General features: G+C 34.3%; 14 protein-coding genes, 1 pseudogene and 1 riboswitch. Of the genes and pseudogenes, 13 read left to right on the top strand and 2 right to left on the bottom strand.

All coding sequences use genetic code 11. The features are described 5' to 3' along the window. On the top strand, positions 1–654 hold the full coding sequence (locus FMG_RS07550; protein WP_012291090.1) for a hypothetical protein: 654 nt from the start codon (positions 1–3) through the stop codon (positions 652–654). 36 nt (positions 655–690) lie between these two features. On the opposite strand, the gene FMG_RS07545 is transcribed toward FMG_RS07550, so the two are convergent. Together FMG_RS07545 and FMG_RS07540 are read right to left on the bottom strand one after the other, a co-directional pair. After that, on the bottom strand, positions 691–2052 hold the full coding sequence (locus FMG_RS07545; RefSeq protein WP_012291089.1) for a YjiH family protein: 1362 nt from the start codon (positions 2050–2052) through the stop codon (positions 691–693). Positions 2053–2413: 361 nt separating this feature from the next. After that, positions 2414–3673, bottom strand: coding sequence for a YkvI family membrane protein (locus FMG_RS07540; protein ID WP_012291088.1), 1260 nt, complete (start codon positions 3671–3673; stop codon positions 2414–2416). A 133-nt stretch (positions 3674–3806) separates the two neighbouring features. Here FMG_RS07540 and FMG_RS07535 point away from each other — a divergent pair, with 133 nt between their 5' ends. The 12 genes and pseudogenes from FMG_RS07535 (at position 3807) to FMG_RS07480 (ending at position 16959) form a co-directional block, all read left to right on the top strand. Further along, a complete protein-coding gene (locus FMG_RS07535; protein ID WP_002836990.1) occupies positions 3807–4568 on the top strand; it encodes an AIM24 family protein in 762 nt (253 codons plus the stop codon). 270 nt (positions 4569–4838) lie between these two features. Then, the gene (locus tag FMG_RS07530; RefSeq protein WP_012291087.1) at positions 4839–5120 is read left to right on the top strand and encodes a hypothetical protein; all 282 of its coding nucleotides are present in this window, start codon (positions 4839–4841) and stop codon (positions 5118–5120) included. 15 nt (positions 5121–5135) lie between these two features. Then, on the top strand, positions 5136–6311 hold the full coding sequence (locus tag FMG_RS07525) for a hypothetical protein (protein ID WP_041250626.1): 1176 nt from the start codon (positions 5136–5138) through the stop codon (positions 6309–6311). Between the two features lie 87 nt (positions 6312–6398). After that, complete coding sequence (moaA, locus tag FMG_RS07520; protein ID WP_012291085.1) at positions 6399–7346, top strand: GTP 3',8-cyclase MoaA; 948 nt, start codon at positions 6399–6401, stop codon at positions 7344–7346. Between the two features lies 1 nt (position 7347). After that, on the top strand, positions 7348–8262 hold the full coding sequence (locus FMG_RS07515; RefSeq protein ID WP_002840694.1) for a cyclic pyranopterin monophosphate synthase MoaC/MOSC-domain-containing protein: 915 nt from the start codon (positions 7348–7350) through the stop codon (positions 8260–8262). A gap of 19 nt (positions 8263–8281) precedes the next feature. Beyond that, positions 8282–8376: riboswitch (TPP riboswitch) on the top strand. Positions 8377–8442: 66 nt separating this feature from the next. After that, positions 8443–9744, top strand: a complete 1302-nt coding sequence (thiC, locus tag FMG_RS07510; RefSeq protein WP_012291083.1) for a phosphomethylpyrimidine synthase ThiC — start codon at positions 8443–8445, stop codon at positions 9742–9744. A gap of 164 nt (positions 9745–9908) precedes the next feature. After that, complete coding sequence (locus tag FMG_RS07505) at positions 9909–10385, top strand: MarR family winged helix-turn-helix transcriptional regulator (RefSeq protein ID WP_002836890.1); 477 nt, start codon at positions 9909–9911, stop codon at positions 10383–10385. Next, a complete protein-coding gene (locus FMG_RS07500) occupies positions 10360–12120 on the top strand; it encodes an ABC transporter ATP-binding protein (RefSeq protein ID WP_012291082.1) in 1761 nt (586 codons plus the stop codon). The genes FMG_RS07505 and FMG_RS07500 overlap by 26 nt, the downstream gene beginning before the upstream one ends. After that, positions 12113–13909, top strand: coding sequence for an ABC transporter ATP-binding protein (locus FMG_RS07495; protein WP_012291081.1), 1797 nt, complete (start codon positions 12113–12115; stop codon positions 13907–13909). Before FMG_RS07500 ends, FMG_RS07495 begins: the two co-directional genes overlap by 8 nt. 91 nt (positions 13910–14000) lie before the next feature. After that, on the top strand, positions 14001–15212 hold the full coding sequence (rlmD, locus tag FMG_RS07490; RefSeq protein WP_012291080.1) for a 23S rRNA (uracil(1939)-C(5))-methyltransferase RlmD: 1212 nt from the start codon (positions 14001–14003) through the stop codon (positions 15210–15212). A gap of 320 nt (positions 15213–15532) precedes the next feature. Beyond that, positions 15533–16120: a type IV toxin-antitoxin system AbiEi family antitoxin domain-containing protein gene (locus tag FMG_RS07485; RefSeq protein ID WP_012291079.1), complete on the top strand. Its 588-nt coding sequence runs from the start codon at positions 15533–15535 to the stop codon at positions 16118–16120. Beyond that, a pseudogene (locus FMG_RS07480) lies at positions 16117–16959 on the top strand (nucleotidyl transferase AbiEii/AbiGii toxin family protein). Before FMG_RS07485 ends, FMG_RS07480 begins: the two are co-directional and overlap by 4 nt. Positions 16960–17062 lie beyond the last annotated feature (103 nt).

Below are 17062 nucleotides of genomic sequence, written 5' to 3'. Positions count from 1 at the left end.
ATGAATCATACAAAAGAAGTAGCAAAAAAAATATATATGTTATCTGGTTTGGGATGTGACAAATCAAACGTAAATAATCTTGAAATCGAATTAAATAAGTACAGTTATACTATTGAATATATCAATTTACCAGGACAATTTTCAAATATAGATGTGAACGTAGAAAACGAAGAAGATTTTGAAAAATGGATAGAAACTCAGATACCAAAAAATTCAATAGTTATTGGATATTCACTAGGTGCAGATTTATTGGTTAGAAATATTGAAAGGATAAAACCAGATAAATTAATTATTTTAGATGGCGCAATTATTACGAATGATTTCACGAAAACAACAGTGGAAAAAGAAGTTGAATTTAGTAGAAGGTATATAAAAGAAAATAGTCTTGAGATGAATGCTGACACAATTTCTAATTTGCTTTATATAAAGTTCAAAGAAGATGTGGATATTTTTGATATGGATATAAAAGTAAAAACGCTGTTATTATTAGCCGATACACCAGATGATTTATATGAATATAAGAAAAACAAGGTAGAGAAAAATAATAATCAAGAAAATATAAAATCACTATTTGTCCCAAATACATCACATGATTTTCACACTGAAAAGCCAGTTGAAATAGCTGAATGTATTGGTGAATTTTTAATAGAATAAATCAAAAAAACCAGAGAATGTTTCTCTGGTTTTTGTTTACATAAATATCAAATGTGCGATTGGGACTACTATCAAAAGTGAGATTATTGTTCGTTCTATAAATATGACGAATAATTCGAACAAATTAACAGGGATTGACGATGCGAGGATAAGTCCTCCGACTTCTGATAGATAGATTAATTGTGTTACGGAGATTGTCGCCACGATGAATTTGGTCATTTGCGATTGAATTGTGCTTGCGGCTATAATGGATGGTGTGAACATGTCACTGAATCCGACGATCATTGTCTTGGATGCTTCCAAGCTTTCTGGAACTTTCAAGAAGTTCAACAGTGGCAAGAATGGCTTTCCAAGGATTTCAAATACTTGCGTGTTATTGGCAAGTACAAGCGATGCCGTTCCGATGATCATAACTATAGGCATTACTGAAAACCACATTCCAAATGCGTTTTCGATTCCATTTTTCAAAAATTCTCCGATTCCTTTGTGAGATTCTGCTCGTTTGATTGCCAAATCTAATCCGTATTGTACGGATGAAGAATAATTTTTCGATATATCTTCATTTGCTTGATTAGATTCTACAAAATATTCATCTTTTTTAAGTGACAATGGTGGAATTCTTGGTACGATAATTGCGCACACGATTCCAACTAAGCATACCAATAAGTAGTACACTCCAAAGTAGTCGACCATGTCAACTTGGGACAAGACAATCAGACTGAATGTGATGGAAACTGCAGAGAAATTCGTAGAAATAATTGCGGCTTCTTTTGCAGAATAATATCCAGATTCGTATTGGTTTGAAGTCAGCATGACTCCTAATGTTCCATCTCCAATCCAACTTGTGATGCAATCTACTGCTGCACGTCCAGGAATCAAAAATACTGGTCGCATTATTTTGGTAAAAATCGCACCGATAAATTCCAAAAGTCCAAAATCCAACAAAAGTGGTAGTAGCATGCTGGCGATTACGAAAATAATTACAAGTGATGTCAATAAATCGTTGAGGATAAATGTGGCAGATTCATCTGCGACTATCATGTCGTAAAATTTTCCAAAGTGTAGCTTGTCTTTCAACACGACCATCCACACGACGATAAATCCTAGAATTCTTAGAACTAGCCACACGCCTGTTACGGAAAATGTCTGATCCAAAAGTTTGTTTTCTTTGATGAATTTGACATTGAAACTTGCCAAGACGCTCATGACAAATGATATCGTGATTATTATTGTGCAAAGTGCTGGTAGATAATCGCCGATGGTTTTGGCGATAAAATCAGCGAAAATTTTGACTATTATTGTCCAATTGCCATCGAATTTTACGGGAATCATGAAGATAGTTATCCCAATAATCGATGGAATCAGAAATTTAAGTAATGATTTCTTGTTGGTTTTCATATTATCTCCTCGCTTTAAAATATTTCAACTAGTATATCATTAATAAAAAGATGATGCAAGAAAATAACAAATAAAATTACTGAGAAGAAGTGAGAGATCCTTTGGTGTAATAAATTTAAAAATCTTCTGGTATTAAAATTAGAAAAATCCTCTAGCACGAATATCTAGACTACACAAATTGAAGATTTCTAAATCTCAAAATCCTAAAATCGTAAGCACGCTAACGCTTACGCGGTACGATTTTTGACGGATTTTTTCGATTTGAAATCAAACAATTTGTTTCGTATGATATTCTTAGCCAGAGGATTTTCTAATCTACAAAATCTCAAACAAAAAGGCTGCTAGTAGTGCAGCCAATTAATTATTCTTCAGTATTTTCTTCATCATTATCGTCTGATTGATTTTCTTCTGCCATTGTTTCCATTTCTTCTTTCAAAACTTTGTTGTCCAAGTTTGAATCTTCAATCATGGATTTTACTTTGCTGGCATCTTTTTTGCTGTAATGTTGATCGTCGTCGTACTTCTTTTCCAACAAATCCAAGATTTTGAATCTTCTTTTGGATTCTTTCTTGATTTTCTTAAAATCTCTGATGTATGCGTAAATCAAGAATAGTATCAATATAATTCCAGCGTAACCTATGATTGGGTAGGTGATGCTGATAAGTTTCTTGAATCCTAAAAAGCTTAGGAAAAATCCCACAGTTACGAATCCTATTAAATACATTTTGTACTTTCCAGGACTATTTTTTGAAAATCTTTTTGCCAATGAATAATACAAGCCGATTGCTGTGTTAAAAATCATTCCGAAAATTACCAAACTCATTATCAAACCAAGAACAGGGTTGATTTCTTCGATTAAAACTTGTGTTGGAAGATCTGAATCTTTTAAAATGTCGACTCTCATGAATAAAACAACAGCCAAAAGTGATGTTACCGTTCCTGTGATAAATCCTCCCAAAAGTCCACTGACTTTGGCTTCTTCTGATAATACATGGTTACCACCGATAGCAAAGGCCGTACTCAAACCCACCATCATACACAATGAAAAGTAATTGACTACAGAAAGCCAAGGATTGCCGAAATTTTTCGAAATAGTTCTTGCGATTGGATCTAATTGGTCAAAACTTCCATCAAATTTCACGATTGTATAGATTGATGCAATTAAAATCAACGCCACGATAATTGGAGTGAAGGCTCCGATAATTCTCGTAACTTTTTCAAAATCCATCATTCCTACGAAAATTACAAGTAGTGCGCAAATCAAAGACCCTATCCATGGAGCTAGTCCAAATTGTTGGTTGAGGTTGGATCCTGCACCTGATAGCATTACAAACCCGATTATAAATCCTGTTAAGATAAGTAAAATGTCGAATACTTTCGTGAATTTCTTGGATGCAATTTCATCCAAGACATCGCTGTGCTCATCTGCAAAATAATACGAGCCCAATTCCAAAATAATCGCTCCGATAAATGTATGCAACAACAAAACAAATAGCGCGGTCCACAAACCAGACTTGCCATAAGCTGTGAAATATTGCAAGATTTCTTGTCCGCTTGCAAGGCCCGCACCAGTGAGCACTGCGACGTATGCAAGGGATGTGTTTAATATTTTTTTCGTCATAATATCTCCTTCTTTTGTAAAATTATATAATAAATTTTTCGGATTGCCAAATTTTTATTATATAACAAATACAATAAAATTCAAATTTAAAAATTGAACAATATGATATAATATTCATGAAAAGAGGTGCTATATGTTTAAAGTTAAAAATTTTGAAGATAATGATGATGTAATAATCAAAGAACAAAATGGAGCGTTTAAAGTTGTAGAATACAAGAGGGATTTGTCGGTTGATTACGAACAAGCACAAAGCTCTTACTTCGCATCTGAAATGAATGTCAGAAGAAGACAATTGGTTTGCGATGTTTCCCAATCAAATATAACTGTGCAAGCGGGAGCTATGCAATGGATGGTTGGAAATGTCAATTCAACTACTGGAATAAAAGGAGCTGGAGATTTCTTCAAAAAAGCTTTGCGTGGTTCGGTCACTGGAGAAAGTGCAATCAAACCAGAATACACAGGTGATGGGCTTTTGGTATTGGAACCTACATACAAGCACATTATTTTGTTGGATGCAGATGATTGGAACAACGAAATCATCATTGAAGATGGATTGTTCTTGGCTTGCGATTCTGAATTGGAACACAAAGCTATCATGCAATCAAGTATTTCATCGGCTGTTGCAGGTGGCGAAGGATTGTTTAACCTTGGACTTCACGGAACAGGAATTGTCGCATTGGAATCTTATGTTCCAAGAGAAGAATTGATCGAAATAACTCTTGACAATGACGTGTTGAAAATAGATGGAAGCATGGCGATTGCTTGGAGTGGAACGTTGAGCTTTACAGTTGAAAGAGCTGGCAAATCATTGATAGGTTCCGCTACAAGTGGTGAAGGACTTGTGAATGTGTACAGAGGAACTGGAAAAGTATTGATGGCACCAGTTTTGGAGTAAATTAGAAAAATTAAATATTGAGTAATTAATGACAAACCATTAATGCTAAAAATACTGGATAACAAACCTTAATGCACGAATATCTTGACAATTTGTTGCACATGATATTTTTGTCATCAAGGTTTGTTATTTTTAATTTGTCATAATAAAAATCAAGCGTGAAAGTTTGCAAAAATTTTCGCGTTTTTTTAATGGGTTTAATTGAATATGGTATAATAAGATAAAGAATATTCAAAGTAATGTAAAGAACATCTTGGGGGGGGCACTACTATGAATAAATTGAGAAATAAATTATACAAATACGAATTTATAACTATGATTTTAGGTGTAATTCTGTTTATCGTGGAATTGAAGTTTGCAACGAATTATCCTAGACTTGTAAGCGCGTTGATATCGCCATTATCGAATATTTTCATCTACGCAGCCATTGTTATTGTGTTGATTTTGATTGTTTTGGAGATGATCAATGCGATTAAACACAGAAATTTCGATATTTTGTTTTTCATTTTAATCATTTTAGTGGGACTTTATTTGATGTATCGTATTATTTAAAATTTGGAGGATATTATGAGTATATTTGATAAATTAAAAAGCGTTTTTTCTTCAGAAGAAAAAGAAACTAACAGCCAAGCACACAAGAATGATTGGTATGTTTTTGAATGGAGCGTAAAGGATACTGGAGAAATCTTCTATGTTGGTTACGGTTATGGTGAAGATTCCAAGTCTTTCGGATTTGAAACTTATCATGGAGAAAGAATCAAGGAAAAATTAGACGTAGAATGTAAAATCATCAAGGACAATTTGGAAGAAGATGAAGCACGTGATTTGCAACAAGAAGAGTTGAAGAGAGTGTTGAAAGAAACTGACAATGTGATTATCAATCGTGTGACTCCTAATATGATTACTAGAAAATCGGGATTATTAAAGTCAGTTACTACACCAAACTACAGATTTGAACAAGCACCAGTGTTGTATGTTTCTGAATATGAACAACATTATTTGGATATGGATTATGATGATTTCGAAAAGGTTGACTTGGATAATTTGAAATCAGTGTTCTTGGTTGAAAAGGGTGTTGACGATGAAATTATCGCGAATATTTACAAGGATGATTTGGACAAATATTTGAACCAAACAAAATCTTTGTTGGAACACGAAAATATTAAAATGGTTGATGACCAATTTGCAAATGATGTAACTGCTTGGATCTACATTGGAGATGATTCCATTGCTAAGGTTAATGAATACGAAGACAAGGCACAACAAAAACTTTCCAAGAAAATTCCTGTATATCACATGATGGATGTATTGAAGAAATTAAAGGAAAAGAACAAGGACAGCTTGGATGAGATTTTCAACAAAATCAAGACTACAAAAGAAGTTGTAATTCACCCACACAACAGTAGAGTTGCTGTATTTGATATCAAAAACTTGGACGATCCTGCAAAGGGCGCGAAGGAAGGTTTGAGATATTGGAACGAAGGAGAAAAATTCAGAAAGGATTCTCATTTCCAATCTGCAATCAAAAACTACGACACTGCTCGTGAAAACGGATTGTGTACTCCTGCACTTTACAGTTCTTATGCTAGTGTGTATAGAAGCATGAAGGATTACGATAACGAAATTGATATTTTGCAAGAAGGTATTAAGAGATTGTCCAATCAAGATAATGTGTCTGAATCTCACATCAATTCTATGAAAGAAAGATTAGAAAAAGCAAAGGAACTTTTATTAAAAGAATAATTTGAACGAATTTCCCAATTTGAGAAATCAAGTTGGGGAATTTTTTATCGCTAAGCGTTATATGATATAATATATAAAGGTGGTAAAATGAAAGATGCTCTCGGAAGAAAAATAGATTATTTGAGAATTTCGGTGACTGACAAGTGCAATTTGAGATGCAAATACTGTATGCCAGAAGAAGGAATCACGCACTTGAATCACGACGAAATTCTGACTATAGATGAAACTTTGAAAATCGTTGAAGTTTTCAAAGATTTAGGAATAAAAAAAGTGCGTTTAACTGGAGGAGAACCTCTTGTTAGAAACGGAATATTGGATTTGGTAAAAGGCATCAAAGACATGGGAATTGAAGAAATCTGCATGACTACCAACGCCATCAAATTGTACGACATGGCTGATGATTTGAGAAAAAATGGCGTGGATAGATTCAACATTTCATTGGATACTTTGCATGCGTATAAATTTTTCGACATAACTCGTGGTGGAGATTTGAAAAAGGTTTTGAAATCCATCGATAAATTAAAACAAATGGATATGAAACCTATCAAAATCAACACCGTTGTTATGAGACATTTCAACTACGGTGAGATTGAAGATTTTGTGAAATTCGCAGAGGATGGTGTGATTGTGAGATTTATCGAGCTGATGCCTATTGGCGAAGCGATTGGAAAATCTGATGATTACGTGTCGAACGAAGAAATTATCAAAAAAATTGGCAATCTTCAAAAAATTGACAGCGATTCACAAAAATCGAAGGTCGCAGAATATTACACCAATCCGAATGGTGCGATTGTAGGATTTATCAATCCGATTTCTCACAAATTCTGTTCAGAATGTAACAGAGTTAGGTTGGATTGCAAGGGCAATTTGTTGATGTGTTTGCATTCTAATAAGTCGATTAATTTGAAAGATTGTATTCGAAATGGCGAGGATATCCGTCAAATTATCACGCAAGAAATATACAATAAACCAGAAAGACATTATCTCGAAGAAGGTAATTTCAACAAAAGAGATATGAATACTATAGGAGGTTAATGTGGATTTAACTCATTTTAACGAAGATGGTTTGCCAAGAATGGTGGATGTATCTGAAAAGGAAACTACTAAAAGAGTAGCTGTGGCTCATAGTAGGATTTATATGAAAAAAGAAACTATGCAAAAAATCACCGAAAAATCCATCAAAAAAGGCGACGTTTTGAGTGTCGCACAAACGGCGGCGATTATGGCTGCAAAGAAAACATCAGAAATTATTCCAATGTGTCACAATATTTTCATCACAGGTGTTGATGTTAAATTTGAATTGGCAGATGATTTTATAGATATTTTCGTTCAATCAAACACAGAATCAAAAACGGGAATTGAGATGGAAAGTTTGACTGCTGCAAGTGTAGCGGCTCTTACGATTTATGATATGTGCAAGGCAATTGACCGTTCGATGAGAATTACAAATGTGGAATTACTTCACAAAGAAGGCGGCAAAAGCGGCGTTTACAACAGAAGTGTGGACAGCGATGAAGCTATTGTAATCGATGTAAATATCAGCGAGAAAAAAGGAACTGTGAAAACTCCTGTAGAATTTGCAGAACTAAAAGTGGATCACGGATTGGTTGGAGATGCACATGCTGGAAACTGGCACAGACAAGTGTCGCTTTTGGCAGAAGAATCCATCAACAAAATGCGCGAAATGGGTCTTGATTTGAAAGACGGAGATTTCGCAGAAAACATCACGACGAGAAACATCGAACTATTTACGCTTCCTGTCGGTCAAGTGTTGACGATTGGAGAATGCGTGCTTGAGGTGACACAAATAGGCAAAGAATGTCACAAAGGTTGTGCGATTAAACAGAAAGTTGGTAATTGTATTATGCCAACGGAAGGAATTTTCTGTAAAGTTTTAAAGGGTGGAATTATTAAGAAAAACGACAAAATCAAGCTTGTAGAATTAAATTAAAAGTTTGTGTTATAATATATTCGGAGTCTGGGGGTGCTTTACGCTGAGATCTTTTTAGAAACCCTTAAACCTGCTCATGATAATGCATGCGAAGGGAAGAACTTAGAATGTTTTTTGCGGATACATGGATTGTGTATCCGTTATTTTTTTCCAGTCTCCAAATTAATTTAGGAGGTATTTATGGAATATACAACTCAATTAGACGCTGCGAAGAAGAAAATCATTACAAAAGAAATGAAAAGAGTAGCGCAAAAAGAAAATATAGACGTAGAAATTCTTAGAGAAAAAATTGAAAAAGGATACGTGGTTATTCCTGCAAACAAAAACCACAAATCACTAGATGCACACGGTGTCGGCGAAGGTTTGAAAACAAAAATTAACGTGAATTTGGGTATTTCAAAAGACTGCTACAACATCGAAAAAGAAATGGAAAAAGTTAGAGTGGCAATCGACATGGATGCAGAAGCGATAATGGATTTGTCAAATTACGGTAAGACAAGAAAATTTAGAGAAGAACTTATCGGTTACTCTCCAGCAATGATTGGTAGCGTTCCAATGTACGATTGTGTGGGAATGTTGGATAAAGAATTGAAGGATATTACTGAAGAAGAATTCTTGGAAGTTGTGGAACAACACGCAAAAGACGGGGTGGATTTCATCACAATTCACGTTGGACTTACAAGAGATATCGCACAACATTTGAAAACAACAGATAGAATCACAAAAATTGTGTCACGTGGTGGATCATTATTATTCGCGTGGATGATTGTGAACAACAAAGAAAACCCACTTGTAACAAGATACGACGATATACTTGAAATCTGCGAAAAATACGACGTGACACTAAGCTTGGGAGATGCATTGAGACCAGGTTGCATCAACGATGCGACAGATGATTTGCAAATTCAAGAGCTAATCAATCTATCCAGAATGGCAAAAAGAGCCTACGAAAAAAATGTCCAAGTAATGATTGAAGGACCAGGCCATGTTCCAATCGATCAAATCGAAGCAAACATGAAAATCGAAAAAACAATCTGTAACAACGCTCCATTTTATGTGTTGGGACCTTTGGTTACTGACATTGCTCCAGGATACGATCACATAACATCAGCAATCGGTGGTGCCATTGCAGCAAGTACGGGAGCAGATTTCTTGTGTTACGTAACTCCTGCAGAACATTTGAGACTACCTAACTTGGAAGATATGAAAGAAGGAATCATTGCTACGAAAATTGCAGCTCATGCTGGAGATATAGCGAAGAAAATCCCTGGAGCAAAAGAAAGAGACGACGAAATGAGTAGAGCTCGCTTCAACTTAGATTGGGAAAAAATGTTCGAACTTGCAATTGACAGCGAGAAACCAAAAAAATACAGAAAAGAATCTCAACCAATCGAAGAAGATAGCTGCACAATGTGCGGAAAAATGTGTTCAATGAGAACAGTGAAGAAAGTATTGAACGGCGAAGATGTCAATTTAATTTAGAAAATTTGATTAAAAAATTTATTTTAAAATGCGAATTCAACCATCAAGAATATCTTGGTGGTTGTTTTTTATTTGAACGAAATCGAAAAATATTCGAGAAAATCATTGACAATGGTTATTAGTAGTCGTATAATTCTAATAGTATTAGGTAAAAAGGTGATATTATGAATGAAAAATTAGCAAAAGAAGTTATAAGATGCGTTCACAGCATTGGAAAACACCATCCTCACAAACAAATTAACGATTCTGTTAGAGGAGAAAACATGGCTTTGGGATTTATAAAATCAGAAGGCGGTTCGACTTATCCCAAAGAAATTGAACTTGCGATGGGAATTTCCAGTGCAAGAGTTGCAGCTATTATCAAAAAATTGGAACAACGAAATCTTGTAATCAGAACTGATGACAAAATTGACAGGAGAAAAACTTTGGTTACTTTGACCAAACAAGGAGAAGAAGTAGCCCTTGAAACTGAAAAGAAAATAATGTATGCGCTTGGTCAAATGTTTGATTATTTAGGAGAAGAAGATTCTGAAAATTTCGTCAGAATAATCGACAAGCTTATCAAAAATTTGCCAAAGATTAGCAAAGACTGCGAAGAAAAATTTAAAGAAATGGATGATAATTTTGATAAAAATATTTAGATATTTGAACAAAAAACAATGGATTCAAATTCTTTTGAGTTTGGTGTTTATCGTAACTCAAGTGTTTTTGGATTTGAAAATTCCAGATTATATGTCGAAAATTACGATGTATGTGGAAAGTCCGGGTCACACTGTAAGTGATATTGTTGGAGAGGGCAAATGGATGCTGTTGTGTGCATTTGGTTCTCTTTTATCAGCGATAATTGTAGGATATTTGGCATCGAAAATTTCGGCGTCATTTTCCAAAAATTTGAGGTCTAGAATATTTTCCAAGGTGGAAAGTTTCTCGATGAAAGAAATCAACGAGTTTTCGACAGCAAGCTTGATAACTAGATCTACAAATGATATTACTCAAATTCAAATGGTAATAGTTATAGGTTTACAAATTTTGATAAAAGCGCCGATAATGGCAGTCTGGGCAATCACTAAAATCTACAACAAAGGATTTGAATGGACAATGGCAACTGCTGTGACTGTTTTGGTTTTAATTGTATTCGTTGCAATACTAATGGTTATGGTTATGCCGAAATTCAGAATGATGCAAACTTTAACCGACAACATCAACAGGATTTTGCGTGAAAATTTGACAGGACTTGCGGTTATCAGAGCGTACAACTCCGAAGATTATAGGGAAGGAAAGTTCGATGAAGCAAACATCGATTTGACAAGAACACAATTGTTCACAAGTCGTGCGATGTCGATGCTTTTTCCTATGATTAATTTCAGCATGTCGATGTTGACACTCGTGATTTATTTTATCGGTGCGGGACTCATCAATGCTGCGCAAATGATGGACAAATACGTCTTGTTCTCGAACATGGTTGTTTTCAGTTCGTATGCAATGCAAGTTATCATGTCATTTATGATGATGAGCATGATTTTCATCATGGTTCCAAGAGCAGAAATTTCTGCCAAACGTATCAACGAAGTTTTGGATACAGAACTTTCTATAAAAGATGGAAATCTTGATAGCTCAAATGAAGATTACGAATATGAAATTGAATTTGACGATGTGTCTTTCAAATATACAGATTCTGAACAATATATCTTGCAAAATATTGATTTTAAAGTCAAAAAAGGAGAGAAAGTTGCCATCATCGGATCAACTGGATCTGGGAAAAGTACTATCTTGAATTTGCTTTTGAGATTTTACGATGCGACTGAAGGTGTCGTCAAAATCCAAGGAGTAGATATCAAACAGTACAAGCTCAAATTCTTGTACGAAAAAATCGCAGCAGTGTTGCAAAAATCATTTCTTTTCAAAGGGGATATTAAATCGAACATTTCTTTTGGAGATGAAGATACCGACACGAAAATGGTAGAAGAAGCAGCGGATACTTCACAATCTATAGAATTTATAGATAAATTTGACGACAAATACGACCATGAAATTGCACAATTAGGAAAGAATGTTTCTGGTGGACAAAAACAAAGACTATCCATTGCAAGAGCAATCTACAGAAAGCCTGATATATTCTTGTTTGACGATAGTTTCTCGGCACTTGATTTCAAGACAGACAGTGAGCTTAGACATCAACTCAAAGAAAACAACCCTGATTCCACAACGATAGTTGTCGCTCAAAGAGTGGGATCTATAATGGATTCTGATCAAATAATCGTACTTGAAAATGGCCAAATCGTTGGGATAGGTAAGCACAAAGATTTATTAAAAAATTGTGAAGTTTACAAAGAAATAGCCTACTCGCAATTAACAGAGGAGGAATTAAATGCCTAGACAAGCTGTAAATGAAAAACCGAAAAAATTCAAAAAAACATTAAAAGAAATGGCAAGGTATTTGAAACCTTACTTCCCATTGATATTAATAGCAATTGTAGCAAGCGTAATCGCAACGATATTGCAAATAATTGGACCAGATAAATTGAAACTAATAACAGACGAAATCACCAAAGGACTTCCTAAAATGGTAAAAGGAAAGCCTGTGATGGCTGCAATTGACATGGATAATGTAAAATCAATCACGATGATGCTTGTTATATTTTACGGATCATCTTTGTTGTTGAATTTGCTTCAAAGATTTATCATGGCAGATGTTACACAAAAAATCTCCAAATCATTCCGAGAAAAAATCGCAAATAAAGTCAATAAATTACCATTTAGTTATTTCGACAACACAACTTTTGGAGACATTCTAAGTAGGGTAACAAACGACGTCGACACAATCAGCCAAAGTTTGAACCAATCTGTTGGAAGTTTGCTGACAAGTGTTGTGATGTTAGTAGGAACCGTAGTAATGATGATTTACAACTCGGGAATTTTGACTGTAACGACGATTTTGTCATCGCTTGTGGGATTTGTGGTTATAATAATAATTATGAAAAAATCACAAAAACATTTCAAAGCCCAACAAGAAAACTTGGGAGACATTAACGGCCAAATCGAAGAAGTCTACACTGGTCACAACGTCATAAAGGCCTACAATGCTGGTGAAATGATGATTGATGAATTCGAAGAAACTAACAAGAAACTTTACACAAGTGCTTGGAAATCGCAATTTCTGTCCGGACTTATGATGCCTGTAATGCAATTTGCAGGAAACTTTTCATACGTAATGGTCTGCATAGTCGGAGGAGCATTGGCGATTAATGGCAAAATATCATTCGGAGTAATTGTGGCGTTTATGATATACGTGAGACTATTTACCAATCCATTATCAGACATTGCACAAAGCTTCAACACTTTGCAAAGAGCTGCAGCGGCAGGGGAGAGAGTGTTCGAATTTTTGAACGAAAAAGAATTAGAAGAAGAAAACGTAACTGAAAAACTCGACAGAGCAAAAGGCGAAGTCGAATTTAAAGACGTTAGATTTGGATATAACCCAGACAAAATCATCATCAAAGATTTCAGCGTCAAAGTAAATCCAGGAGAGAAAATCGCCATCGTTGGCCCAACTGGAGCAGGCAAGACGACAATTGTAAATCTATTAATGAGATTTTACGAAATAAACGACGGACAAATATTGGTAGACGGAATTGATACGAAAAAATTATCCAGAGACAATTTGAGAGACCAATTCTGCATGGTGCTTCAAGATTCGTGGGTTTTCGAAGCGAGTGTCAGAGAAAACATAACATTTGGAGAAGAAAATATAACTGACGAAGAATTGATTGATGTGTGCAAACGAGTAAACTTAGATCATTTTATCAGAACACTTCCACAAGGATACGACACGATTTTAAACGACAAGCAATCATTGTCGCAAGGACAACTTCAACTACTCACAATAGCACGTGCGATGGTAAGTCACGCGCCAATGTTGATACTAGATGAAGCCACAAGTTCCGTGGATACGAGAACTGAAATAATCGTTCAAGATGCAATGGACGAACTCGCAAAAGGAAGAACATCATTTGTAATCGCACACAGATTATCCACAATCAAAAACGCGGATTTGATACTTGTAATGAAAGACGGAGACATCGTAGAAAAAGGAAAACATGACGAATTATTGAAACGTGACGGATTCTACGCACAATTATACAACGCGCAATTTGAAAGAAAATAGCGAAAATATTGTAAATTGAGATTGGGATTAATTGGTCCCAATCTTTTTTTCATCCAAATTTGATATAATAAAAAGATAAAGAGGTGATTAAATGAAATTAGAAATAATAGATATGATAGATGACGGAAGATGTGTCGCAAAATACGAAGGAAAAACAGTGTTCGTAGATGGAGGAAGTATCGGAGAAATAATCGAAGCAAAGAAAATAAAAGAAAAAAAGAATTTGATATTTGCCACAAAAACAAAAACAATACAACAATCACCTCATAAACAAGAACCGCTTTGCCCACATTTCTACGAATGTGACGGATGCAGCATGCAAGACATTACATACGAAAAAGAATTGGAAATCAAAAAAAATTCCGTACTCAACAAATTGCAACGAATCGCAAAACTAGATATAAAAGATGTCGACATACTCACAAATGCCGAATATTATTATAGAAACAAAGTCGATTTGAAAGTGGAAAATGGAAAAATTGGATATTACAATAGAAAAACACATAACCTAACACAAATATCCACTTGCAAAATCGCATCCACAGCAATAAATGAAATGATAAATTGGTTGGTAAATCACGATTTGAACGGCGTGTCGGAAATCAAAATAAGATCCAATTACAACGACGAAATCCAAATATCACTGGATTATATATCAGATCAATTACTAGAAAACTTAAAAACAGTAGACAGCATCGTAGAAATTTATGAGAAAAACAAAAACTTTGATTTGATTTATAAGAAGAAACAATTTGTCGATAAAATCGGAGATTTATCATTCATAATAAGCCCCAAATCATTCTTCCAAGTAAACAAATACAACACAAGTTTGCTCTACGACACAGCAAAACAAATGATGAATGCAGAGGCAAATGACAGAATATTGGACCTTTACTGCGGAATCGGAACCACAACAATGTACATTGGAAATGGCAACACAATCGGAGTCGAAGTCGTAAAAGATGCAGTAAAAGATGCCAACGAAAACAAAAAACTAAACAATCTGGAAAGCATTCAGTTTATTGAAGAAAAATCAGAAAACGTCGTAGGAAAACTCACACAAGAACACTTCGATGTAATCCTTGTCGACCCACCACGAAAAGGAATGGACGAGAAAGTCGTCGACGCAATAATAAAATCCACCGCAAAAAAACTCGTCTACATCTCATGCGATCCCGCAACCCTTGCAAGAGATTTGAAAGCACTAACAGAAAACGGATTTGGGGTTGAGGATGTCAAATTGGTGGATATGTTCGCGAAAACAATGCATGTGGAGACGGTAGCGTTGATACAAAAGATATAAATTTAGAAATCCTGCATTTTAAGCAGTTTTATAAGCATTTTGTCTTTGATAAAGATGAAGAAGGATACGTCAAAAAGACTCAAAAAAACTACATGGATGTAAGAGTAGTTTTAAAACTAGTATGAGGAAACACAAAGAAAAAATTAATAAGATAAACTCATTTTGTACTTTCTATAAGAGTAGCTTAAAAGGCTGCTCTTTTTTATTGAAGGGAGTAAGGATTCGTTACATCCTTCTCAAAATATAAATTACTCATAGCCCAGCTTTACATATTCGCTTTTATAACATATAATAAAAGCGTAAACGAAAGGAGGCGGACTATGGATACACTTAAAAATTATATAAAAGAAAATTTAGTAATCACCAACAAAGAAGCAGAAGAACTTGGATATACTAGGCATAATTTATCAGAATTAACAAAAATCGGACAATTAGAAAGATTAAGACCAGGACTGTATCAATTAAAAGGAAAGGTAATAGACGATTTTGTTTTAATATCATCCAATAGCAATCGAATTATATTTTCCCATCAAACAGCCCTATATCTACATGACTTATCAGATAGGACCCCAAATGTATTTCATATATCTGTACCCCAAGGCTACAATGCCAGCCATATCAAAAAAAGATATGAGGATCTACAAGTTCACTATGTAAAAAAAGATTTATACGAACTAGGAAAGGCAGAAATAAAATCACCACAAGGCAACCTTATCCCAGTTTATGATATTGATCGAACAATTTGCGATATTATAATTGACAGAGAAAAAATAGATAAACAGATTTTTACAGAAGCCATAAAAAGATACTTTAAATCAACAAATAAAAATCTAAGACGACTCATAAAATACAGTAGATTATTTAAAATAGAAAATGAAATTAGAAAATACATGGAGGTATTATCGTGATTAATATCGAGAGTATAAAGGGCAAGATAAGAAGCATGGCGGATAAGAAAAATCTAAAGTCGCAAGAAGTTCTGCAAATATATTTTTTCGAAAGATTTTTAGAAAGGCTATCCAAATCAAATTACAAAAATAATTTTGTAATAAAAGGAGGATTCCTAATATCATCTTTAATCGGGATTGAAAATAGAACAACTATGGACATGGACACAACCATTAAAGGCATAGCTTTAAAAGAAGAAAAAATAAAAGAAATAGTTCAAGAAATTATAAATATCAATGTAGATGATGGAATAAGATTTGAAATAAAGGACATTAGCTATATTAGAGAAGAGGATGAGTACGAGAACTTTAGAATTTCATTAATAGCAAATGTTGGGAAAACTAAAAATCCAATGAAACTTGACCTAACAACAGGTGATGCAATAACACCAAAAGAAATAGAATACACCTATCCATGTATCTTTAGCAAAGAAAATATAAAAATAATGGCATATCCATTAGAAACAATTGTAGCTGAAAAATATGAAACCATAATCAGAAGAAATATAACAACAACACGAATGAGAGACTTTTACGACCTATACACCCTCTACAAACTAAAAAAAGATGAGATAGATTATAAAATTTTAAAAGAAGCAATAGAGAGAACCTCAAACAAAAGAGAAAGTTAGGAGATGATTAAAGATTATGAGGAAATAATCGAGGACATAAAAGAAGATTCATACCTAAGATCCTTGTGGGAAGTATATCTCAGTGAAAATAAATACATTGGAGATTTGACCTTTGATAAGGTTGTTGACGTAGTGAGAATTATTTCAAATAGAATTAATGAGATGTAATTTAACAGACACTGTCTGGCATATCATAGATAAAAAATATTAAGTATTAGAGAAGTGAAATGATTTTATTTTTTTAAGCATAAATTTTATATCAAGGAGAACG

Source organism: Finegoldia magna ATCC 29328 (assembly GCF_000010185.1).
Taxonomy (GTDB): Bacteria; Bacillota; Clostridia; order Tissierellales; family Peptoniphilaceae; genus Finegoldia; species Finegoldia magna_H.
This window is presented reverse-complemented; position numbering and strand designations above follow the sequence as displayed.